General features: G+C 62.4%; 19 protein-coding genes. 13 read left to right on the top strand and 6 right to left on the bottom strand.

Annotation, left to right across the window (positions count from 1 at the left end; all coding sequences use genetic code 11):
• The first annotated feature begins 10 nt into the window (after positions 1-10).
• The 3 genes from ACSEXW_RS16410 to ACSEXW_RS16400 all read left to right on the top strand — a co-directional run bounded on the left by ACSEXW_RS16410 (position 11) and on the right by ACSEXW_RS16400 (position 5,920).
• Positions 11-3,265, top strand: a complete 3,255-nt coding sequence (locus ACSEXW_RS16410) for a glycosyl hydrolase (RefSeq protein ID WP_438447252.1) — start codon at positions 11-13, stop codon at positions 3,263-3,265.
• Between the two features lie 470 nt (positions 3,266-3,735).
• The gene (locus tag ACSEXW_RS16405; RefSeq protein ID WP_438447251.1) at positions 3,736-4,326 is read left to right on the top strand and encodes a TetR/AcrR family transcriptional regulator; all 591 of its coding nucleotides are present in this window, start codon (positions 3,736-3,738) and stop codon (positions 4,324-4,326) included.
• A 172-nt stretch (positions 4,327-4,498) separates the two neighbouring features.
• The gene (locus tag ACSEXW_RS16400) at positions 4,499-5,920 is read left to right on the top strand and encodes an MFS transporter (RefSeq protein ID WP_438447250.1); all 1,422 of its coding nucleotides are present in this window, start codon (positions 4,499-4,501) and stop codon (positions 5,918-5,920) included.
• 64 nt (positions 5,921-5,984) lie between these two features.
• Here ACSEXW_RS16400 and ACSEXW_RS16395 read toward each other — a convergent pair whose 3' ends face one another.
• Positions 5,985-7,403, bottom strand: coding sequence for a DUF5050 domain-containing protein (locus ACSEXW_RS16395; protein ID WP_438447249.1), 1,419 nt, complete (start codon positions 7,401-7,403; stop codon positions 5,985-5,987).
• Positions 7,404-7,583: 180 nt separating this feature from the next.
• Between ACSEXW_RS16395 and ACSEXW_RS16390 the strand changes: the two genes are divergently transcribed.
• Positions 7,584-7,820 (top strand): hypothetical protein, encoded by a 237-nt coding sequence (locus ACSEXW_RS16390; protein WP_438447248.1) that lies wholly within the window; start codon positions 7,584-7,586, stop codon positions 7,818-7,820.
• Between the two features lie 92 nt (positions 7,821-7,912).
• Complete coding sequence (locus ACSEXW_RS16385) at positions 7,913-8,404, top strand: hypothetical protein (RefSeq protein ID WP_438447247.1); 492 nt, start codon at positions 7,913-7,915, stop codon at positions 8,402-8,404.
• A 63-nt stretch (positions 8,405-8,467) separates the two neighbouring features.
• On the opposite strand, the gene greA is transcribed toward ACSEXW_RS16385, so the two are convergent.
• Together greA and ACSEXW_RS16375 are read right to left on the bottom strand one after the other, a co-directional pair.
• Entirely contained in the window at positions 8,468-8,938 is a 471-nt protein-coding gene (gene greA, locus ACSEXW_RS16380; RefSeq protein ID WP_438447246.1) for a transcription elongation factor GreA, read from the bottom strand.
• Positions 8,939-9,063: 125 nt separating this feature from the next.
• Positions 9,064-10,485, bottom strand: a complete 1,422-nt coding sequence (locus ACSEXW_RS16375) for a hypothetical protein (RefSeq protein WP_438447245.1) — start codon at positions 10,483-10,485, stop codon at positions 9,064-9,066.
• Between the two features lie 160 nt (positions 10,486-10,645).
• Here ACSEXW_RS16375 and ACSEXW_RS16370 point away from each other — a divergent pair, with 160 nt between their 5' ends.
• The 7 genes from ACSEXW_RS16370 to yfcE all read left to right on the top strand — a co-directional run bounded on the left by ACSEXW_RS16370 (position 10,646) and on the right by yfcE (position 18,199).
• A complete protein-coding gene (locus ACSEXW_RS16370; protein WP_438447244.1) occupies positions 10,646-12,100 on the top strand; it encodes an MFS transporter in 1,455 nt (484 codons plus the stop codon).
• Between the two features lie 33 nt (positions 12,101-12,133).
• Complete coding sequence (locus ACSEXW_RS16365; RefSeq protein WP_438447243.1) at positions 12,134-13,363, top strand: aminopeptidase; 1,230 nt, start codon at positions 12,134-12,136, stop codon at positions 13,361-13,363.
• A gap of 539 nt (positions 13,364-13,902) precedes the next feature.
• Positions 13,903-14,529: a DUF4004 family protein gene (locus ACSEXW_RS16360; RefSeq protein WP_438447242.1), complete on the top strand. Its 627-nt coding sequence runs from the start codon at positions 13,903-13,905 to the stop codon at positions 14,527-14,529.
• A 17-nt stretch (positions 14,530-14,546) separates the two neighbouring features.
• Positions 14,547-15,242 carry a polymer-forming cytoskeletal protein gene (locus ACSEXW_RS16355; protein ID WP_438447241.1) on the top strand — a complete coding sequence of 232 codons (696 nt, stop codon included), beginning with the start codon at positions 14,547-14,549 and terminating at the stop codon, positions 15,240-15,242.
• Between the two features lie 27 nt (positions 15,243-15,269).
• Positions 15,270-15,944, top strand: coding sequence for a bactofilin family protein (locus ACSEXW_RS16350; RefSeq protein WP_438447240.1), 675 nt, complete (start codon positions 15,270-15,272; stop codon positions 15,942-15,944).
• A gap of 23 nt (positions 15,945-15,967) precedes the next feature.
• A complete protein-coding gene (locus ACSEXW_RS16345) occupies positions 15,968-17,485 on the top strand; it encodes an MDR family MFS transporter (protein ID WP_438447239.1) in 1,518 nt (505 codons plus the stop codon).
• Between the two features lie 168 nt (positions 17,486-17,653).
• A complete protein-coding gene (gene yfcE / locus ACSEXW_RS16340; protein ID WP_438447238.1) occupies positions 17,654-18,199 on the top strand; it encodes a phosphodiesterase in 546 nt (181 codons plus the stop codon).
• Between the two features lie 38 nt (positions 18,200-18,237).
• Here yfcE and ACSEXW_RS16335 read toward each other — a convergent pair whose 3' ends face one another.
• Both ACSEXW_RS16335 and ACSEXW_RS16330 read right to left on the bottom strand, forming a co-directional pair.
• Entirely contained in the window at positions 18,238-19,185 is a 948-nt protein-coding gene (locus tag ACSEXW_RS16335) for a DMT family transporter (protein ID WP_438447237.1), read from the bottom strand.
• Between the two features lie 176 nt (positions 19,186-19,361).
• Complete coding sequence (locus tag ACSEXW_RS16330) at positions 19,362-19,928, bottom strand: NAD(P)/FAD-dependent oxidoreductase (RefSeq protein WP_438447236.1); 567 nt, start codon at positions 19,926-19,928, stop codon at positions 19,362-19,364.
• 93 nt (positions 19,929-20,021) lie between these two features.
• Between ACSEXW_RS16330 and ACSEXW_RS16325 the strand changes: the two genes are divergently transcribed.
• Positions 20,022-21,089 carry a glycerol dehydrogenase gene (locus ACSEXW_RS16325; RefSeq protein WP_438447235.1) on the top strand — a complete coding sequence of 356 codons (1,068 nt, stop codon included), beginning with the start codon at positions 20,022-20,024 and terminating at the stop codon, positions 21,087-21,089.
• 132 nt (positions 21,090-21,221) lie between these two features.
• Here the strand turns inward: ACSEXW_RS16325 and ACSEXW_RS16320 are convergent, their stop codons facing one another.
• Positions 21,222-21,872: an amino acid ABC transporter permease gene (locus tag ACSEXW_RS16320; protein ID WP_438447234.1), complete on the bottom strand. Its 651-nt coding sequence runs from the start codon at positions 21,870-21,872 to the stop codon at positions 21,222-21,224.
• Between the last annotated feature and the right edge of the window lie 6 nt (positions 21,873-21,878).

The following is a 21,878-nucleotide window of genomic DNA, read 5'->3' as shown; positions in this document are numbered from 1 at the left end:
AGCAGGAGAGATGAACCAACTCATATCCCAGCAAAATCGGACCGCCGCCGCCCTGCCCGACGGCTTCCGTCACCCGCCTGCGGCGTACCGGACGGTGCCGTTCTGGTCCTGGAACGACCGGTTGGACATCCCGGAGCTGGAGCGGCAGATTGAGGAGATGCACCGGGTGGGCATCGGCGGGTTTTTCATGCATGCGAGGGGCGGGCTGGAGACTCCCTATATGGGAGAGGAATGGATGGAGGCCGTCCGGGCCTGCATCGTCAAAGCGTCCGCACTCGGCATGGAGGCCTGGCTGTACGACGAGAACGGCTGGCCCAGCGGCTTCTCCGGCGGACGGGTTCCGGCGATGGGCCTGGCTTATCAGCAGAAGCGGTTGGCTTATGAGCAGGCTCCGTTCGGGCCGGACACAGCCGCTACGATCGCTTATTACGAGAGGACGGAGACGGGGTACCGTCTTCTCCCTTCCGCGGATGGCGCGGATCTGCGCTTCTATTACGAGGTGAATCCTTACTATACGGACACCCTCTCCATGAAAGCCGTGGCAGCCTTCATCGAGACGGCTTATGAGGCCTACTGGAAGCGGTACGGAGAGGAACTCGGCGGAGCGATCCGAGGCGTGTTCACGGATGAACCCCAATTCGCCCGGGGAGCCATGCCCTGGTCCTTCGAGCTGGAGGAAACCTTCGCGGCCCGATACGGCTACAGCGTACTGGAGACGCTGCCTGCCCTGTTCTTCCCGCTGCCGGAGAGTGCCAAGCACCGGTATGACTATTGGGACTGCGTGACCCACATGTTCAGCCGGGCGTACGCCAAGCAGATCGGCGACTGGTGCGAGGCCCACGGCTGGGCCGCCACCGGTCATGTGGTGGATGAGCAGGAGCTCATGAACCAGGTCACCTCCGTCGGCGACCCCATGGCCTTCTACGAATTCCAGCACATCCCCGGCTGCGATTGGCTGGGCCGCTTCACCGGCGAGGAGCCGGTGGTGCCCAAGCAGGTCAGCTCCGTGGCCCGGCAGCTGGGCAAGAGGCGCACCATCACCGAGAGCTACGGCTGCTCCGGGTGGAACATCAGCATGGCGGACCTGAAGCGGATCGGCGAATGGCAGTTCGTCCACGGCATCAACACCATGTGTCAGCACCTCCAGGCGTATACGCTGCGTGGCTTGAGGAAGCGGGACTACCCGCCTTCCCTGTTCTACCAGCAGCCCTACTGGGAGGAGTATACGGGCTACAACGACTATTTCGCCCGGCTCTCCATGCTGCTCGCCGAAGGAGACCGGCAGGCGGAGGTACTGCTCCTGCACCCGGTCCGCACGGCGTGGATCAAGCAGTGCGGCAAGGACTCGTCGGCTACGGTGGCCTACCACATGGCCTTCGCGGACCTGTCCCGATGGATGTGCCGGAGCTTCCTGGAGCATGACTACGGAAGCGAGAGCATCATCGGATCCCACGGCCGGACGGCCGGAGGCCTCTTCACCGTAGGCGCCGCCTCCTACAAGGCGGTTGTCGTCCCGCCTTGCGCCACCCTGGTCCGGGTGACGGCGGACCTCCTGCTCGACTTTGCCCGCCAAGGCGGGTGCGTCGTCATGTCCGGTCCGTACCCGGCTCTGATCGACGGCGAGCCGGATGACGGCCGGCTCGCCGAGCTGCTGCGGCTGGCGGTCAAGCCGGCCTGGAGCGCCGAGTCGGTGGTCTCGGCGGTAGCGGGAGCCGTCCGGCCCTTCGTCCACATCCGCAGCAGCCTAACTGGGGAGCCGATCGCCTCCGACTCCGTCAACGTGCAGACGCTGGCGTGGAACGGCGCCACCCTCTACTACGTGGTCAACTCCGGCACGGAGAGCTTCGGCACCGTAACCGTCGAGCTGCAGCGCCGTCCGGGCGAAGCAGCCGGAGGTCCCGTCACGCTGTTAGATCTGGAGACGGGGGAGGGCCGTCCGGTGATCTGTGAGGAGCCGTCCCCCGGCATCCTCCGGATGGGGCTGGAGCTGCTGCCGGCCCAGTCTCATATGCTGATGGTCGGCGGGAGTGAAGGAGACGGCCGGCTGGAGTCGGCGTCGGACCCGGATGCGCCGTCGGCCGGCAGCATCCCGTCAGCCGACCGCGTCCTGCCAGTTGGCTGTGCCGCTCCCGGACTCGCAGCGCAAGCTTCGGAGGATGCTGTGCAAGCCCCTGCGCCCGCTGGGCTAAGCTCGATGACCGCTGTACCGGCACCGGCAGCTGCCGCCGATCCGGTAACGATCCGATTGGCTCCGTCCTGGGAGATGGTCCGGTCGGAGCTGAACGCTCTGACCCTGGACACCTGCCGCTGGCGGGTGGAGGGCGGCGAATGGTCCGGTGAGGAACCGGTGGTCCTGCTTCAAGAGAAGCTGCTGGCGCTGGGCCGTCCGGTGCGGCTGGAGCAGGAGTTCACCTTCCTCGCCGCCTACGACACGTCGCTCCCCCGGGAGCTGTTCCTGGTGCTGGAGCGTCCGGAGAGGTACCAGATCGCATTGAACGGCCATCCGGTATCCCCGGCGGACTGCGGCTGGTGGAGGGATACCTCCTTCCGCAAGGTGGATATCCGCGGCTTGGTCCATCCCGGGATCAACACCGTACGGCTGGAATCGGAATTCTACAATTCGCCCGAGACCTACCGGGCGCTGGAGGCCGCCAGCCGATTCGAGGCGGAGGGCAACAAGCTCACCCTCGACACGGAGGTAGAGAGCGTGTATATCCTCGGAGCCTTCGGCGTGGAGTCGCGGGGCGTCTGGTCGGAAGGGGAGCGGTGTGCTGTCATGACCGAGGGCCCCTTCGTGCTGACGGAGCGTCCGTCCGACGTTGCCGGAGGCGACCTGGTCCGCCAGGGCTATCCCTTCTACGCGGGCCGGATCACCCTTCGGCAGCGCGTAGACCTTCCCGAGGCGGGCTGGACCTCGGCCCAATGGCGGTTCCCGGCTGAACCCGACGCGATCGCCGCCTGTCTCCGGGTGAACGGGCAGGAGGTCAAGACCTTCCTCTGGGAGCCCTACCGGGCGGACTTGACCCCCTATCTGCGCGGAGGGGAGAACATCATCGAGCTGGAGCTGGCCAACAGCTGCCGCAACCTGCTGGGTCCCCATCACCATCTGAAGGGGGAGGTCTACAAGCTCGGCCCCGACAGCTACAAGGACAAGCCGGGCTGGACCGACAAGGACATTCCTCCGGGAACCCGCATCTACGTGGACCGCTATGCATTCGTACGCTTCGGGCTGAACGGAGGGCCCGAGATCCGGCTGCTGCCCTAACCTTGAATTCGATGCCGGAGGACACCCTCTATCCGAGCGTTTATCGCAGCCAAAGGCACAAATGCCCTTGGCCGCCCCGAGCAATAACGACGTCCGAGATCGAAGGGCAAATCTGCCGCTTGTTAACCGACAGCGTTGGAAATGGGGGGTCTAACCCCCAATCAACGGCATATATGCCGTTCACCTAGTCGGATGAAGGGGAGCATGATGAGTCAAGGGGCAAATCTGCCGTTGATCGGACTGCAGGGTCACTGGAACGAGAACGGGTGAGTGGCTAAAGAAAGGCAGGTAAACAGGCCTTTTCGTGGGCTGGCCCGTGACCCTTCGCGGCTAGCTAACATGCCCTTATCAAGCTGATGGAACCACCGGCTAAGCCGGTGGTTTTAATTTTAGGCAAACGAATCCAAATTATATTTGACTAATCAGTCCATAATGTGATAGGATGAATTCAGAAAGGAGGTCCTGCACGGATGGCTAGGAGCAAGGAATTCGATACGACGCTTGTTCTTCATAAGGCGATGGAGATTTTCGGCCATTACGGCTATGAGGGTACCTCGCTTCAGACCCTTCTCGAAGGGCTGGGGATCGGGCGGCAGAGCTTGTATGATACTTACGGCACCAAGCGGGAGCTGTTTCTGTCGGCGGTGAAGCACTACGTGAACGAGAAATCCGCAGCGGTCATAACTTTACTGGACGGACCCGGCTCCGTGAAGGACGCCATTGCGGAGATCTTCCACGCCGGCGTGCGTGTGCTGAAGGATGAGATGCGACGCAAGGAATGCTTCATCATGCACAGCGCCATCGAACAGATCCCCCATGATCCGGAGATTGCCTCCTTCTTCAAGCAGGATGCCCAACGGCTGGAGGATGCGTTCCATCGTGCGTTGGTGCGAGCCCGGGAGCAGGGTGAGCTGGAAGGCACGCGCCACCATAATCTTCGGGCATTGGCCAGGTATCTCAGTCATGCCCGGTATTCGCTGACTCAGTCGGCGAAGCTAAGCTCCGATCCGGCCCTGCTGGATGATATCGCAGCGATTGTTCTGTCCACGCTGGAGGGTTGAATGAAGCGGGTCATGCGCTTCATCTTCTTTTTCTCCATTATTGACCATTTGGTCCACTTAGAGAGGAGATGGCAATGAATGATGATTCCGCGTAACGGGTAGAGCTGTCGCACCCTTTATTTATGATCAAATTTGACCGAATGGTCCATTTAAAAAAGGAGGATGAATTTCGATGAATGCAAAATCATACAAAGGGTTGGCCTTGCTGCTGCTTGCGGTATCCCAGCTGATGCTGGCCCTGGATTACACGATCATCTTCGTTGCGCTGCCCTCGCTTGCCGAGGAGCTTGGCTTTACGGCCAACCATCTGCAGTGGGTAGTCAGCGCGTATTCCTTGGTGTACGGCGGGTTCCTTCTCATCGGCGGTAGGCTGTCGGATCTGTTGGGACGGCGGAGAATGTTCATGATCGCCATGGGGCTCTTCGGTCTGGGCTCTCTGCTTGGCGGGTTGGCCGGCTCCCAGCTGACGCTGATTATCGGCAGGGGCCTGCAGGGCCTCGGAGGAGCCTTCCTGTCTCCCGCAACCTTGTCGCTGATCATGTCCAATTTCGAAGAAGGCAGCGAGCGCAACCGGGCCATGGGCATCTGGGCGGCTATGGGCGGGGTCGGCCTGTCTCTCGGCTTGCTGTTGGGCGGGGCGTTGACGACCTATATCGGATGGGAGTCCACCTTCTTCGTGAACGTGCCGGTGGCCATTCTTGCCATCCTCCTGAGCCCCATTGCCCTAAGGGAGAGCAGGCTGCCCTCCCGGACGCGCCACTATGATGCAGCCGGCGCGGCTTCCGTTACCCTGGGCATGATCCTTGCCGTTTACTATCTGATTCAGTCCCCCACAGAGGGTTGGTTCAGCATGGGGACCTTGATCCCCGCCGCTGCCAGTCTGCTGCTGCTGGCTCTATTCATCGCCATTGAGAGCCGCGCGAAGGAGCCGCTGCTGCCATTCGGATTATTCCGGATCCGCAGCCTGATTTCCGCTACGCTCACGGCAGCGATCTTCTCCGCATCCTTCGGTACGCTGTACTATTTTCTCACGCTCTACACCCAGGAAGTCCTGCATTTCTCCGCCGTTCAATCCGGCTTAAGCTTCTTGCCCCTGACGCTCAGCGCCTTTGTCGGCTCGAAGCTGGTTCCTCGCATGGTTCCATCCCTGGGAACCGCCAAAACGATTGCCGCCGGTATGGGATTCGGCATCATCGGCTTCCTGCTGCTTACCCGGCTGACGGAGGACGGATCGGCTTGGGGGATCCTCCCCGGCACGGTTATGGTGGGAATCGGCCAGGCGCTTGTATTTACGACGATGTTTATTGCGGGCAGCGCGGGGATCGAGATGAAGCAGCAGGGAGTGGCTTCCGCCATTATCTCCACCGGCCAGCAGATCGGCGGCTCCATCGGCTTAGCGGTCCTGATGGCAGTCATCTCCGCAACCCTGGGCGGGGCCTCTACGCTGGAGACACTGGAGCCGGCGGCGCTGAACGATGCGATCCGCACCGCGTTCTATATGAATGCCGGCATCGCTCTGCTGGGGATTCTGGCCGCATGGAGCATGCAGAAGCCCAAACCGAAGCCAGTCCTTCACCCCCATGTACTGGAATAAAGGCTTCACCTAACAAGCAAGCCCGGCCTAATCAGGCCGGGCTTCTATGGGCTGCTAGGCCCAATCATTTCACATCCAGGTGCTCGAGCCGGCTGTTCCCCTCCCACGCATGGTTGTAATACAATCGGCTGCCTGCGAAGTAGAGGGAGGTCGCACGGGCGGTCGTCAGGTCCGTTACCTCCGTACCGTCCAATCGGAGCTTGCGGATCGCGTTGGACCCCATAATGCCGAAGGATCCGTCCGCGATGTACAACCAGCCCTGGCGGTATTGAAGGGTCATGATCCTACTCTCGGAGGTGTAGAGCGGAATATCGACCGTCCCGTCTCCGTTTCTTTTGCTCAGCTGCTTGCCCTGACCGCTGACATAATAGATCCATCCGTCGATGACGACGGCATGGGTCACCTCTTCACGAAGCTTCCGGTTGTCCGTACCGTCCAGGTTCATCCGGAACAAGGCATTTTGTCTGACATAATAAATCGTATCCCCCTCCAGGAAAAAACCGGCAAAGGACGAGGTTTGGTCTTTGGCCAGAAGCTCCTGATCCTCCGTACCGTCCGTCTTCATCCTGTGAATGCCGTCGGTCCAGAACGTGCCGCCGCTGTTGGTATCATGCAGGTAATAGATCCAGCCATCCTTGACCCAGAGCTTCTCGGCATAGCCGGTGAATAGCTGTTTCCGCCCTGTCCCGTCGGTCCGAATCTTGTAGATGCCCCCCGGTTCCTGACGGGAGGGGATCGTGTAATACAGCCAATCCCCTTCGAGGTTCAGATACGCGGCATTGTCGTCCGACAGCTTCACCTCTTCGCTGCCATCCCGTTTCCGTTTCACCAGATGACCGGGCTCGTAGGTCTTGATTTCCGGATTCATATAGATCCAGTCGCCTTGTACCACCAGCTGTCCGTTATTGGCCGCATTGAGCGCATCAGCCTGCTTGGCTTGCGCATTCGTTCGGCCTTCACAGGCTTCAAGCTCGAGGCCCTTCTCCGGATCCCAGCCCGTCGCCCAGCCGAATACATCGTGTGTATACCGCCACGTCATGGGGAAATACGTGATGCTGCGGTAAAGCAGCAGCGGATACGGTTCAGCCGAAGGGTGAATCTCTTGGCCGTCTATGGTGACCGGAAACGGAACAAGCTCGGCCATCGGCGGAGAGTCGTTGGAATTCACGGCCGAAGTCAGGTTCTGCTGGAGCGGCTGGCATGCGCTCGTGTGATTCAGGGACAGCCCGGCCTCTGCGTCCCACCGCACCGTGAGGCCCAGTGCGGCCGTATGGTTCCAGGTCATCGGGAAATAGGTGATGTCCTTATATACGAGAAGCGGATATTCCATGTGCCTGACATCCAGTGCGGTACCGTTCACGGTAACGGGGAAATCAGGAAAGCGGGCACTGACCGGATCGGCTGCGGCATGGGAGGGGGCCGGCTGCAAGGCCAGAAGCAGGCTCCCCAACAAGACACAAAGACAAAGGCGTAATTGGTTCATATCGAATTCATCTCCCACATAGAAGGTACTCTCTATGTATAAACGCCTTATGAATCCAAAATGTTCTGGATCATGCAACATTTACCTCCGAATAGAGGACACTAGTTCCTAGTACTAGAATCGAGCTCCGATGCATAGGCTAGGTTTAGAGTGTTGACCAAGCAGCAAGGAGGCAGGCACATGGCTATAGCCGTATTCATCCTCATCGTATTGGTTTCCGTCGTCATCTTTGTGCTCGTCGATATCAACAGCAAGCTGCCGGCAAGGGATTATGCGGAAGAGGCTCTCTGGCGGGACAAACGCAGGAAGGACGCCGCGTCTGTGGGAGGCCCCCTCCCCGTACCGGAGGCAGCCCGGAAGCCGGAGAGCGTCACGACTCCGGATCCGGATCCGGCCCAGCCGCCCCAAGCTCCGTGACGGGACACGGAGCTTTTTTTTGACCTTCCGGTGCAACCGGGAAGCGCCTGGAGCCGTATGGGAGAGTAGGAAGCATACGGGAGGGACGGAAGATGAAGCTGATATTCCGGGACAATTTTTTCTGTGCGGGGAAGACGGAGATCGTGGATGAGAACTCCCATCCTATGGGAAGTCTGGATCTGAAGAGCGCCTTCGGCTCCTCCTTGGACGTCTATGACCGGGAGGGCCGGCTCGTTGGCGGGGGAAGGTTCCGCTCCTTCTCCGGCAAATGGGAGGTCACCGGGGCCAACCGGGAGGTGTTGGGAGTGCTGCGCGCCCGATTCTCCTTTGTCGATAAGAAGTATGAGTACGACGCCGGGGCCCGAGGCATCTTCTCGATCCGATCGCCGGCCTTCTCGCGGGAGTATACGGTGACGGACCACATGGAGCGGAAGGCCGCCCATTTCGGCCGGGTCAGCGGGTGGTTCTCCGCGGGGGCTTACGCCCTGGAGAACAGCACTGACAAGCTGTCGGATGCCGAGCTGATCGCCGTCGTCATGGGGGTCCACTCGATTCAGAAGAGACAGAGCTCCGCCCAAGCGTAGTTTATCCGGATCAAAAAAAGGCTCTCCCGCACGGTCCATAGACCGGGGGAAAGCCTTTTTGCGTTACATCTTGATCTCGAGGATCTCGTAGACCAGATCTCCCATGGGGGCGTTGACGATGACCTTGTCGCCTGCGGCCTTGCCGAGAAGCGCTTTGCCCATCGGACTCTCGTAGGAGATCTTGTTCTCTCCCACATTCGCCTCGGACGGGCCGACGATCTTGTACTCGATCTTCTCGTTGAATTCCACATCCAGCAGGACCGCCGTCGAGCCGACCTGCAGGCTGGAGGAGTCGGTCTTCTCCACGACGCGGACCTTCTTCAGCATCCGTTCGATGGTCTGGATCCGGGTCTCCATAAATGCCTGTTCATCCTTGGCCGAGTGGTACTCGCTGTTCTCCTTCAGATCGCCGTAGCTGAGCGCAATCTTAATCCGATCGGCGATCTCTCTGCGCTTCGGTCCCTTGAGCTCCTCGAGCTCCGCTTCCAGGTTCGCCAGACCCTCCGCCGTTAATAGAATTTCGTCGTTTGACATTCACGCATCTCCCGGTTCGTTGGATTTCGTTTGGATGGTTCCGCCTAAGAGCATTTTACCCTATAACGGGGGCCAAAGGGAAATCGGCTTGTCAAAAAGACGGCGGAGCCCCGAAGAGCCTCCGGTCAGAGCAGGAACATGGCCACGACGGTGGTGACGGCCAGCCCGATAACGACGGGCTTCAGGTTGCGCCGGGCCAGCTCGAAGGGATCCACGCCGCAGATGGCGGCGGCGGGAATCAGCGCCCACGGGATCAGCGTGCCGCCGCCGACCCAGATGGCGGCCACCTGGCCCAGGGCGGTCAGCGTGGCGATGCCGTGGCCGATGGAGGCGGCGAAGAGGCCGGCCACCGATCCGGCCAAGGAGATGCCGCTGAAGCCGGAGCCGTCCAGGCCGGTGATGGCGCCGACGGAGGTCAGCGTGACCGCCGCCAGGCCAGCGTTGACGGGCGCGATGGAGGCGAGGGCGGAGCCTAGATCGTTCACGAGGCCGTGGGAGCCCTCCGGCAGAATCTTGCCGAAGACGTCCGTCAGGGCCGAGTCGCCGAGGTAGAAGAAGGCGGCGATGGGAATGACCGGGCTGAAGACCCGGAACCCGAAGAGGAAGCCGTCCGTGATGTAGGAGGTGGCCTGCTCCAGTCCGCGCTGCCGGTGGGCGGCCAGGGAGATCAGCAGCATGATCAGCAGAGCCGTGCCCCCGATCAGCGCCGTGGCGTCGCCGCCTTGCAGGTCTTGGGCGACCATGACGGCCACGTCCGCCGCGAACAGGACAGGCACCAGGACAGCGAAGAGGAGGCGGGAGCGTGCGTTCAGGAAGCTGGGGGCGTCCATGCCGCCGGCGGCTGTTCCGGATGCTCCGCCGGCCATGTCCGTGGCCTTCAGCCCGGTGGATAAGGTCAGGCTGCCGTTCTTCATATCCCGCCGCAGGTACCAGAAGGCGGCCAAGGTGGTCACGGCCCCCATGACCAGCACCAGCGGCACGCTGGCCGCCACCACGTCGCCCACCGGGATGCCCGCGGCATCCGCCGTCAGCTTCGGCGCGCCTTGGATGACGAAGTCGCTGGAGAGGGCAATCCCGTGACCGAATAGGTTCATGGCCATGGCCACGCCGAGAGCGGGCAGGCCCACCCGGACGGCGGCGGGCAAAAGGACGGCGCCCATGAGCGCCACGGCCGGCGAGGGCCAGAAGAACCAGGAGATGACCATCATGAGGATGCCGATGACCCAATACGCCATGGCCGGGCTGCGGATGAGCCGCGCGAAGGGCGAGATCATGGTGGCATTGATGCCGGAGGCGGTCAGCACCCGGCTTAAGGACACGATAATGGAGATAATCAGGATGGTTCCCAGCAGCTCCTTGATGGCATAGATGAAGCTGGCGAACACACCGCTGACCGAGTGGGACACGGAGCCGGTTCCCACCAGGCCCAGGAGGAAGATTCCGGCGATGCAGAGGATGGTCGTATCCTTGCGCCGGACCATAAACCCGATGATCAAGATGATAAAGGCCAGATACAGCCAATGGAGCGAGACCAGCGTCACGTCCATATGAGCACCCCCTATAGACTTTAAGCCCGGACTTCCGGTACTTCAGCCTATGTGAGACAAGTGCAAATGGTGCAATCGCAAGATCAGGAGTATAATGAACAAAGGTTAATTTTGCCTTGCGGGCCAGATAGACAACGAAGATAGGTTAGGAGATTATCGTATGCCGCACTCATCCAAGCCGCAGGAGAGCCTCGGATCGGCAGCCGCCAACAAATGGCTGATTCTGGCCAACCTGTGCATCGGCACCTTCATGTCCACCCTGGACGGGAGCATCGCCAACGTGGCGCTGCCCACCATCTCCACCACCGTGCATGCCCCCGTCCATGACGTGCAGTGGGTGCTGACCTCGTATTTGCTTACCATCTGCGCGACGCTGCCCATTATGGGCAAGCTCTCCGATCTCTTGGGCCGAAGCCGGGTGTACAACTTCGGGTTCCTCCTGTTCGCGGCGGGCTCCGCGCTCTGCGCATGGTCCGGCACCCTGCCGCTCCTGATCCTCTCCCGGATCATCCAGGCGCTGGGCGCCTCGTGCCTGATGACCAACAGCCAGGCCATCGTGGCGGAGGTGTTCACCTCGGGGGACCGGGGGCGGGCTCTCGGCATCGTCGGAACCATGGTGTCCGTCGGCTCCCTTACGGGACCGGGCATCGGCGGCGTGCTGGTCGATCATTACGGGTGGCCCTCCATCTTCTGGATCAACGTCCCCATCGGGCTTATCGGCTTCGCCGCCGGGCTGTTCATTCTTCCGAAGGACCGGGCGGCCGGCCGGCGGGAGCCCTTCGATGTGGCCGGTTCGATCCTCTTCATGGCGGGGATCGTCTCGCTGCTGTACACCTTGTCGAATGCGCAGGACTGGGGCTGGAGCTCCGCCTCCTCGGTGACGGGTCTTACGGCCGCCGGGCTGCTGCTCGTCGTCTTCTACCTGTGGGAACGGCGCCTGGCGCACCCGATGCTGGACTTCGGCCTGTACCGGATCCGGGCCTTCGCTACCGGCAACGTGGCGGCCCTGCTGTCGTTCGTGGCCCTGTTCTGCATCAACGTCATGATGCCCTTCTATATGGAGGACGTGCTGGGATTCTCCCCGGAGATTACCGGCTACACGATGATGATGAACCCACTGGCCATGGCGATCGTGGCCCCCTTGTCCGGCTGGCTCTCCGACCGGATCGGCCCCAATCTCTTGACCACCGCCGGATTGGCCGTCAATGCGCTGGGCTTCGCCCTCTTGAACACACTGGGTGCCGGGGCCAGCGCCTGGCAGGTCGGCGCCCATCTGGTGCTCTTCGGCATCGGCGGCGGCCTGTTCCAGTCGCCGAACAACTCCAGCGTCATGGGCTCCGTGCCCAAGCCTAAGCTGGGCATTGCGGGAGGACTGAACGCCCTGGTCCGCAACGTGGGCATGGTAACCGGCATTGCGCTGTCGGTCTCCATCTACTCCACCCGCTTGAGTCAATTGGGTGGCGGCAGCCGGATGGCCCCGGGCGTCAGCGCCGATCTGGTGATCAGCGCTCTCCACGCGGTATTCTGGACGGCGGCGGGCATCTGTGTGCTGGCGCTTCTGGTATCGGTCCGCAGGATGGGAGGCAGCAAGCCGTCTCCCCAGCAAGCAAGCTAGTGAGGAACATCAACTCAATGGAGGAATGAAACAATGGACGCTTTTACAACCCAATTGGAAAAATACGCGGAGCTCGTCCTGCGGGTCGGGGTCAACATCCAGCCCGGCCAGGTGCTGATGGTGGAAGCTCCCCTCGAGACCGTGGAATTCACCCGGATCGTGGTGTGCAAAGCCTACGAGGCCGGTGCCAAGTACGTCCAGGTCAACTGGGATGACGAGGCCATCACCCGCATTCGCTTCGAGAGCGCGCCGGACGAGTCCTTCAGCTACTATCCGGAGTGGACCGCCAAGATGATGGAGCAGCTGGCCGAAGGCAACGGGGCGCTCCTGAATATCAAGGTGCCGGATCCGGAGCTGTACAAGGGCATCGATTCGGCCAAGGTGAGCTCCGCCTCCAAGGCGGCTTCGGTAGCCCGCCAGAAGTTCCAGGGCTACGTGCGGAAGAGCACCTTCAGCTGGTGCTTGGTCAAGGCTCCGACCCGGGCATGGGCGGACAAGGTATTCGCGGATCTGCCGGAGGAGGAGCGGGTTACGGCCATGTGGGAGACGCTGTTCCGCATGAACCGGGTAGACCGGGACGATCCGGTGGGCGCATGGGGCGAGCACCTGGAGACGCTGCTCGCGAAGCGCAAGGTGCTGAACGCCAAGCAGTACCGCAGGCTGCACTTCCGCGCGCCGGGCACGGACCTGTCTGTGGAGCTGCCGCAGGGCCACATCTGGCTGGGCGGCGGCAAGGCCAATGACGCCGGCGTCGTATTCGTCGCCAACATGCCGACGGAGGAGGTCTACACGATGCCGCACCGTACCGGTGTCAACGGCACCGTCACCAGCACCATGCCGCTGAACCTGAACGGCCGGCTGGTGGACCGCTTCTCCATTACCTTCCGGGACGGCCGGGTGACCGGCTACAAGGCGGAGGTGGGTGAGGAGCATCTGGCCTCGCTGCTGGACACGGACGAAGGGGCCAAGTACCTGGGCGAGGTGGCCCTGGTGCCGTACGATTCGCCGATCTCCAACCTGAACCGGATCTTCTACAACACGGGCATCGACGAGAACGCCTCCTGCCACCTGGCCTTGGGCAGCGCCTATCCGACCAACCTGGAGAACGGCACCAAGCTGTCCCGGGAGGAGCTGCTGGCCCGCGGAGCCAATGTGAGCATGGCCCATACCGATTTTATGATCGGGTCGGCGGAGCTGGAGATCGACGGCGAGCTGCCGGACGGTACGGTGGAGCCGGTATTCCGCAAGGGAAACTGGGCATAGAACGCAGCGCATGACATCTTGCCGGAACCCGGAGCATCAGCCGGGCTCCGGCTTTTTTGATGATAAGAATCCCGCACTGATTATTTGGCATCCCCTCATCGGGAATGATGGCTCCGAGGCCTTGTCGCAACCAAAGGCACAAATGCCGTTAGCCGCCCGGATATAACCCTAAATTTGAGATCAAGGGCTAATTTGCCGTTGATTTTCCCTATAGACGGAAATAAGGGGGTACTTCCCCAGCCAAAGGCTTAAATGCCGCTGAGTGAGTAGGATGAAGGAGAACATGACGGACCAAAGGCAAATGTGCCGTTGATCAGATGGAAGAGCGGGGGATGGAAGGCACCGGCCGGTGGCTATGGCTTGTTGGCGATGTCGGATGCCGCCCTCGCATATCGGTCTCGAGACCGAGGCCGATTTCCATCCCGCGCCGCTGTGCCGGATTTTTGGCGGAGAGTATACTAAGGGCATCGACAGCAGGATCGTTATGCCGAGTCAGCGTAACAATGTTATGTTACATGGACAGCGGGGTGAAGCATCGAGTGGACGATCAAGAGCTGATCTCGAAGAAGGAGCTGCTGGAGGAGGCGGGCATCTCCTACGGGCAATTATACCGATGGAAGCGGAAGCAGCTGATTCCGGAGGAATGGTTCATCCGCAAGTCCACCTTCACGGGGCAGGAAACCTTTTTTCCCCGAGTCCTGATCCTGCCGCGGATCGCCAAGATCCAGGAGATGAAGGAGGAGCTGCCCCTCGACGAGCTGGCGGGAAAGCTGTCCCCTTATGCGGCGGATTACGCGCTGAGCGGCAAGGAGCTGGTTCTTCGCGGCATCGTGAGCGAACGGACCTTGCGCCGTTATGGCGCTCCGCAGAGGACGGCGGGTACCTACCGGTTCGACCGGATCCTGATCTTGTATACGGTGGAGAAGCTGCTGGCTGCAGGCGGGATGCTGGAGGAGGAAGGGGACCTGGTGCTGGATACGCTGGGCGAGCATTTCACCCGGTTCGAGAACGGGCGCTGCGACCTGCTGCTGCTCCGCAAGTCGGGCGTGTCGGTGTGCCAGCTGGTGCCGGCGGGTATTCTATGGTGCGCGGAACGGAGTGTTCAGCTGGTCCTCCGGCAGCCGATGGAGGTTGTCGCCGAGGAGCTTCACAGGCGGTTAGGATAACGGAAGGGGAGAGCAGGATGAGCGGGATGATCTCGAACAAGCCGGATCTGAATCTGAAGGGGATCGGCGGCGGTGCAGGCGGCATCTACCGTCATGTGCGGATGGAGGGCATAGCACGGGTCGATGGCTCCCTGGTCTGTGATACGCTCCGGGTGGACGGCATCGGTACGGTGGAGGGGGAGGTAACCTGCCTCGAAGGCTGCGAGCTCCATGGCAAAATCAAGGTGGACGGCGGCATGAGCGCCCCCAAGCTGTATGTGGAGGGTCAGGCGCGGTGGAACGGACGCCTTCGCGGCGGCGATGTGTTGGTCGAGGGCTTGGCCACGATCACCGGCGATTGCGAGGCGGAGCGCCTCCAGGTGGAAGGGGGATTCACCGTGGAGGGGCTGTTGAATGCGGGAGACATCGAGATTTTCCTGCAGGGACGCAGCGAGGTGCGGGAGATGGGAGGCGCCAGGATCCGGGTCAGCACCAGCGGCAGGTCCAACTGGACCCGGCTGCTGGGCTGGCTGATCCCCTACTTCCAGCCGCATCTGACGGCGGGACTGATTGAAGGGGATGACCTCGAGATCGAGGAGACGACGGCGGAGGCCGTCCGGGGCAACCGGGTGGTCATCGGACCGGGGTGCATAATCCGTCATGTGGAATACGGCGGGCAGCTGACTATCCATCCCTCGGCGCGGGTGGGTTCCAGCGTGCAGCGGTTGATGTAGATCCGAAGACATAGAGGAGGGATGACGATGGCAGGGGCAAGAGCATCGCGCAAGATCCGGATCACGGGAACCGGGGATGTGTCCGGAGGCGAGTACGGCAGCATCCATATCGTCGGGGAGTCCCATATGACGGGGGACGTCAGCTGCGGCACGCTGAAGTGTACGGGAAACCTTAAGGCGGCCGGCAGCCTCACGGCCGAGCTGATGAAGCTGAGCGGCGAAGGGGACGTGGAGGGTGATCTTCGGGCGGGAGCGGCCTTCTCTCTGGGCCAGATCCGGGTGCATGGCCGTGTGAAGGCCGGCCGCATGCGGATGAGAGGGTGGCTGGAGGCGGATGGAGATTGGGAATGCGAGCACCTGAGCGTCAAAGGCGGCTTCCGGGCCGCAGGCCTGTTGAATGCCGGGGAGCTGGATATTCGGTTGTTCGGTCCCTGCAGCGCACAGGAGGTGGCAGGGGGTACGGTCCGGGTGAGCCGAAGCCGGCTGCAGAGCATGAAGGAATGGTTCCGTCCCCAGGGACCTTCTTGTCTGACGGCGGCTCTCATTGAAGCGGACCGGGTGGAGCTGGCGCATACGAAGGCCGATACGGTCCGGGGCAAGCGCGTCGTCATCGGTCCGGGCTGTACCATCGGGGAAGTGGAATATACGGAGACGCTGGTGATTCACCGGAGCTCCAGGGTTCAACGGAAAACCAAGCATTAATCTAGAGGAGGAGCAATATCGCTATGAGTGTGAAACAAACCCATATGGGCTTCGTCCTGGCAGGTCTTCTGCTGGGAATCTTTACGGCGGCCATCGACAACACGATCGTGGCTACGGCCATGGGCACCATTGTGGCCGACCTGGGAGGACTCGACAAGTTCGTCTGGGTCACCTCCGCTTATCTGGTCACGGAGATGGCCGGAATGCCGATCTTCGGCAAGCTGTCCGATATGTACGGGCGGAAGCGGTTTTTTGTGCTGGGCATCCTGCTGTTCCTGGCGGGCTCTGTGCTCTGCGGGACGGCACACAACATTATCGAGCTGTCGGTTTACCGCGCCATTCAAGGCATCGGGGGCGGGGCCATGATGCCTATCGCCTTCACGATCCTCTTCGACATCATCCCGCCGGAGAAAAGAGGGGCCATGGGCGGAATGTTCGGCGCCGTCTTCGGGGCGTCCAGCCTCATCGGGCCGCTCTTGGGCGCCTACATTACGGACCATATCCACTGGCGCTGGATCTTCTACATCAATGTGCCGATCGGTCTGGTGGCGCTGGTTCTGCTCCTGGTCTTCTATAAGGAATCGTTGGAGCACTCCAAGCAGCGGATCGACTGGTGGGGTGCGGCCACGCTGGTGGGCGCCGTCGTCTGCCTCATGTTCGCCCTGGAGCTGGGTGGCCAGGAGTTTGCGTGGGACTCCTCCGTCATTCTCTCCCTGTTCGCCGGAGCGGCGGTGCTGACCGCCGTGTTCCTCTATGCGGAGACCAAGGCGGCCGAGCCCATCGTCAGCTTCAGCATGTTCCGCAAGCGGCTGTTCGCAGCGAGTACGATCATCGGCCTGTTCTACGGGGCGGCCTTCATCACCTTCGCCATGTACATTCCGATCTTCGTGCAGGGGGTCCGCGGGGGTTCGGCCACGAACTCGGGACTGATCCTGCTGCCCATGACGCTGGCTTCCGTGGCGGCGGCCCAGATCGGAGGTTTCGCCTCCACCAAGACCTCGTACCGGAACATCATGCTGGTATCCGCCGTGATCCTGATCGCCGGCACGTGGCTGCTGTCGACCATCGACCCCGGCACCTCCCAGACCGCTCTGACGCTGTTCATGATCGTCGCCGGATTGGGAGTCGGCTTCTCCTTCTCGGTCCTCGGCATGTCGGGCATCCATGATTTCGATATGCGCCAGAGGGGCTCCGCCAGCTCCACCATGTCCTTCGTCCGGTCCCTGGGCATGACCGTCGGCTTGACCGTCTTCGGCATAATGCAGCGGAACCTGCTGAAGGGCAAGCTGGAGGAGGTCTTCGGCGGCGCAGGCGGACCGGGGGGCCAGACGATGGGCAATACCCGGGAGCTGCTGTCGCCCGAACGCCGGGCGTCCATTCCGAAGGAAGTGATGGACCATATCGTGTCTGCGCTGTCCTCCTCCATCTCCACCATGTTCCTTTGGGCACTTGTTCCCGCCGTATTGGCTCTGGTGTTCGTACCCTACATGGGGAACTCCCGGCTCGTAATTCCAGGCAAGCCGGAGAAGAAGGCATCCTAGAGGCAAGTCGGCCGCGCCTGCGGCTCGCGGGGAGCTCCGGCTCCCCACCCGTTACGAATTCTTGTCAAAACCGTCCGTTCCCGTGTGGGGGCGGGCGTGTTTTGGTATAGTAGGCACATATGGACAACGAACCATGCTGGAGTAACTTAGATGCGGGAGGGCGAATCGATGAAGCTGCTGGTTATATCGGATATTCACGGGTCCTTGGCGGGCTTGGAGCGGGCGTTGGAGAAGTTCGGCGAGGAGCAGGCGGATTACATCCTGAGCTTGGGGGATCTATTGTATCATGGGCCCCGGAATCCGCTGCCGGAGGACTATAATCCGAAGGAGGTGGCGGCCCGGCTCAATGCGGTGAAGGATAAGATCATGACGGTCCGGGGCAACTGCGACGCAGAGGTGGACCAGATGCTGATCGACTTCCCGGTTCTGGCCGAATACGCGGTGTTGTTCCAGGGAGGCCGGCGTATCTTCGCCACCCACGGGCACCATCACCACATGGAGAGTCTGCCGCATCTGTCGGCCGGCGACATCTTCATCCAGGGGCATACCCACATTCCGGTGGCGGACAAGAGAGGGGACGTCTACGTGCTGAATCCGGGCTCCGTCTCCCTGCCGAAGGAGCATTATGCGGCCTCGTACGGCGTGCTGGAGGAATCGGGCTTCCGGGTGAAGGACTTCGCGGGGAACGTGTTGAAGGCCATTGCCTTTGAATAAAAAAACCGGCCTCCCGTGCGGGCTGCCGGAAGAGGGGCCTAGACGGCCCGGGCGGATATATAGCTGTGCAGCAGCATGCCGGCGGTGACGGTTCCGATGCCGACCCACGAGAGGGCGGAGGGCAGCGGGGCGGCGAAGAGCAGCGTCTCGCCGGCCAGGGTGAACAGCACCTCCGTGGACTGGGTCGCCTCCACCGCCGCCAGCCGGCTCATGCTGCCCTTCACCAGGTCCGTGGCCCGGAAGAAGAGGGCGGTGGCAATCACGCCGGACGATACGGCGACCAAGAGGGACTGGGTCACCTGCCCCGGACTGGGGGGGCCGTCCAGGGCAAGCCCGGCGGCGGACAGCACCAGCCAGACCGGCAGGCTGGCGACCGTCATGCCGAGAATGCGCTGGAACGGATCCAGTCCGCCGGCGGTCACCTCCATCATCTTGCGGTTGCCGAGCGGATAGGCGAAGGAGGCGGCCAGGATGGGAAGGATCCCGGCAGCGGTCTCCCATGGGGAGAGGCTGCCCGCCTGCTCCGCCTGGAGCAGGACGACGCCCGCCAGGATGATGCCGGACATGGCGATTCCCTTGACGGGGATCCGGCCTCTAACCTGGAGTGGCCCTTCCGGCGTCTGCACGGTCCGCCAGAAGAAGGGGGCCAAGAGAGAGCCGGAGATGATGGTGATCTGCCATGTGCCGGCGATGAGCCAGCCGGGAGAATAAGTGGCCGCATAGCAGAGAGGCGCATAGAACAGCCCGAATCCCACGGTGCTCCAGAGGAGCCAAGGGCCGGGCTTGGCGCGCATGGAGCGGAGCAAGGGAGTCAGTCCGTGGGCTCCGCGGAGGGAGACCACGCCGAAGAGCAGGGGCAGCATGAACAGGTAGCGGAGCGAGGCGCTCCACATCCAGCTTCCGCCGGACAGCTCCATCTCCCGGTTCAAGACGAAGGTGACGGAGAAGAAAAAGGCGGATGCAAGGCCAAGAAGCAGGGGACCCATCTGTAACGTTCCTTTCCGGATGCGGGATTGTGCGGGAAGAGCGGTTCCGATGTGAAAGAGTTTCACACATGGTACCCCGGCCGCAGGAGCCCGTCAAGACCAAAAAACACCGCCATCTCCGGCAGCTCCTGCGGGAGCTCCGTTGATGACGGTGTTCGTTGCCAAGATGAGGCGGCTTAGGCCTTCAGCACGTCATGATCGACATAACGCTCGCCGTTCAGCTCGCTCAGGATGTTGATGGCCACCCGCGCGCCGTCGCCGGCGGTGATGATGGTGTGCAGGCTGGTGCCGGCGGCGCCGCCTGCGGCATAGATGCCGGCCACGTTGGTTTGACCTGCAGCGTCGGTCGCAATGACGGTCTTCACGCGGGGCTCGGTGCCCGGCTTCGTGGCGATGCCGGAGGCTTCGGCCAGGTCAGTCAGAAGGCCGGTGGCCAGGATGACGCGCTTGGCGCTGTAGGAGGCGCCGGCCTCGGTCTGGATGGTGAAGCCTTCGCCCTCCGCTTGAACGGAGGTCGCTTTGCCTTCGATCAGCTCGGCGCCGAACTTGGCGGCCTGCTTCTTGCCGTTCTCCACCAGGTCCGGGCCGGAGATGGCGTCTACACCGTAGTGGTTCTCAAGCCAGGCGCGCTTGGTAATGCTCTGATTGCTATCGAGGACCAAGGTTTTCTTGCCGGCCTTGGAGGCGAACAGGGCGGCGCTGGCTCCGGTGGGGCCTGCTCCGATAATGGCGATATCGTACATGCAGAATCGACTCCTTTATAATTAAAGTATAATACTCACCTATTCATTGTAACAAAAAATAAGTAAGCAGACCAATAAATCGGAGGGTTTTCCATGATCCGGGTCTTTCAATCGCCTTCGCGATATGTTCAAGGAGTAGAAGCGCTGCAGGAGATCGGCACCTATGTGCAAGCGTACGGGGGAAGCGGCTTTCTGGTCGCTTCGGCAGAGGATCAGGAGCGGGTGGCCGGCGGGCTCCGGGCGGCCCAGGAGCGGGTCTCCTTCCGCCTCGTGTCCGGAGCCTTCGGCGGGCTCTGCACGGAGGCGGAGGTGGAGCGGCTGGCCGGGCTGTGCGACTCGGGCGGCGGCACGGTCGTGGTCGGACTGGGTGGCGGACGGGCGCTGGACGCGGCCAAGGCCGTGGCGCACGCGCTGGACCTGCCCGTCATCATCGTGCCGACCATTGCCTCGACGGACGCCCCCTGCAGCTCCCTGGCCGTGGTGTACCGGGAGACCGGGGAGCTCTCCCGGTACCTGCAGCTCCGGCGGCCGCCCGACGTGGTCCTCGTCGACACGGGCATCATCGCCCGGGCGCCGGTGCGCTTCCTGGTGGCCGGCATCGGAGACGCCTGGTCCACCTATTATGAAGCGCGGGCGAACCTGCGGTCGGCGGAAGCCCGCCGCACGGCGGGGCCCACCCTGGCGGCCATGGCCGTGGCGGAGCTGTGCCGCCAGACGCTGCTGGAGCATGCCGCCGCTGCCCGGGACGCCTGCGCGGCAGGTCAGGCGACGGAGGCGCTGGAGCGCATCGTGGAGGCGAACCTGCTCCTGAGCGGCCTGGCCTTCGAGGGCTGCGGCCTGGCGGCGGCCCATGCGGTGCACAACGGGCTGACGCTTCTGCCCGAAGCCCGCCGCCTGCTCCATGGGGAGCTGGTCGCCTTCTGCGTTCTCGTCCAGCTGCAGCTGGAGGGAGTGCCCCGTGCGGAGCAGGACGAAGCGGCCGCCTTCAACCGGGCCCTGGGGCTGCCGGTCTGCCTGGCGGACATCGGCCTGAGCGGCGCGGCTCGGGACGACTTGCTCCCCGCTGCCGTTGCAGCCTGCTCCGCCGACGGGCCGATGGCCCACATGCCCTTCGAGGTCACCCCGGCGGCCGTGGCCGACGCGCTGTGGGCGCTGCGGTAGGCATAAGGGCCGCCGGCGACCATCGAGTCCACAGACACGCCAAGCCCCTGCCCTGGAGGAAGAGATTCCCTCTTCTCCCGGAGCAGGGGCTTATTTGCCGTCGGCTGCGGCCACGGCCCGCCCGGAGTCCTTCTAGAGGGCGCGGGCCTCTAGACGCCGGGCGACAATGGACAGCGTGTAGTTGATGCCGAAGTACAGGAGCGCCGCCAGGATCAGAGCGGGGATCACGTAGTTGAAGTTGTGTCCGCCGACGATCTGGACGTTGTGCATGAGCTCCGGCAGCGAGATGATGACGGCCAGCGACGTATCCTTCAAGAGCGAGATGAACTGGCTGACCATCGGCGGCGACATGCGCCGGAGGCCCTGGGGCAGCAGGATGTGCCACAGCGTCTGCAGGTAGCTGAGCCCTGAAGACCGGGCCGCCTCGATCTGCCCCCGGTCGATGGACTTCAGGCCGCTGCGGACGATCTCCGCCACCATGGCGCCCTCGAAGAGAGAGAGTCCCGCCACGGCGGACCAGAAGACGGAGAGCTTCACGCCCAGCTGGGGAAGCACCATTTTGATGGAGAAGATGATAAGCAGCAGGGGCAGGTTCCGGATGATGTCCACCAGCAGGCCCGTCGCTTGGGAGACGGCCGGGATCCGCGTATAACGCAGCACGCCTGCCGCCGTTCCCAGGATGAAGCTGAACACAATGGAGAGGAACGCCACCTCCAGGGTGACGAGGAAGCCCTCCAGAATAAAGCGCAGGTTGTCGGACGCGTAAGCTCCGCTGAAATCCATGGTTCC

It is taken from the genome of Oryzibacillus soli, from assembly GCF_051594765.1.
GTDB lineage: Bacteria > Bacillota > Bacilli > Paenibacillales > NBRC-103111 > Paenibacillus_AR.
Note: the sequence above shows the minus strand (reverse complement) of the source record. Positions and strands in the feature narration are given on the sequence as shown.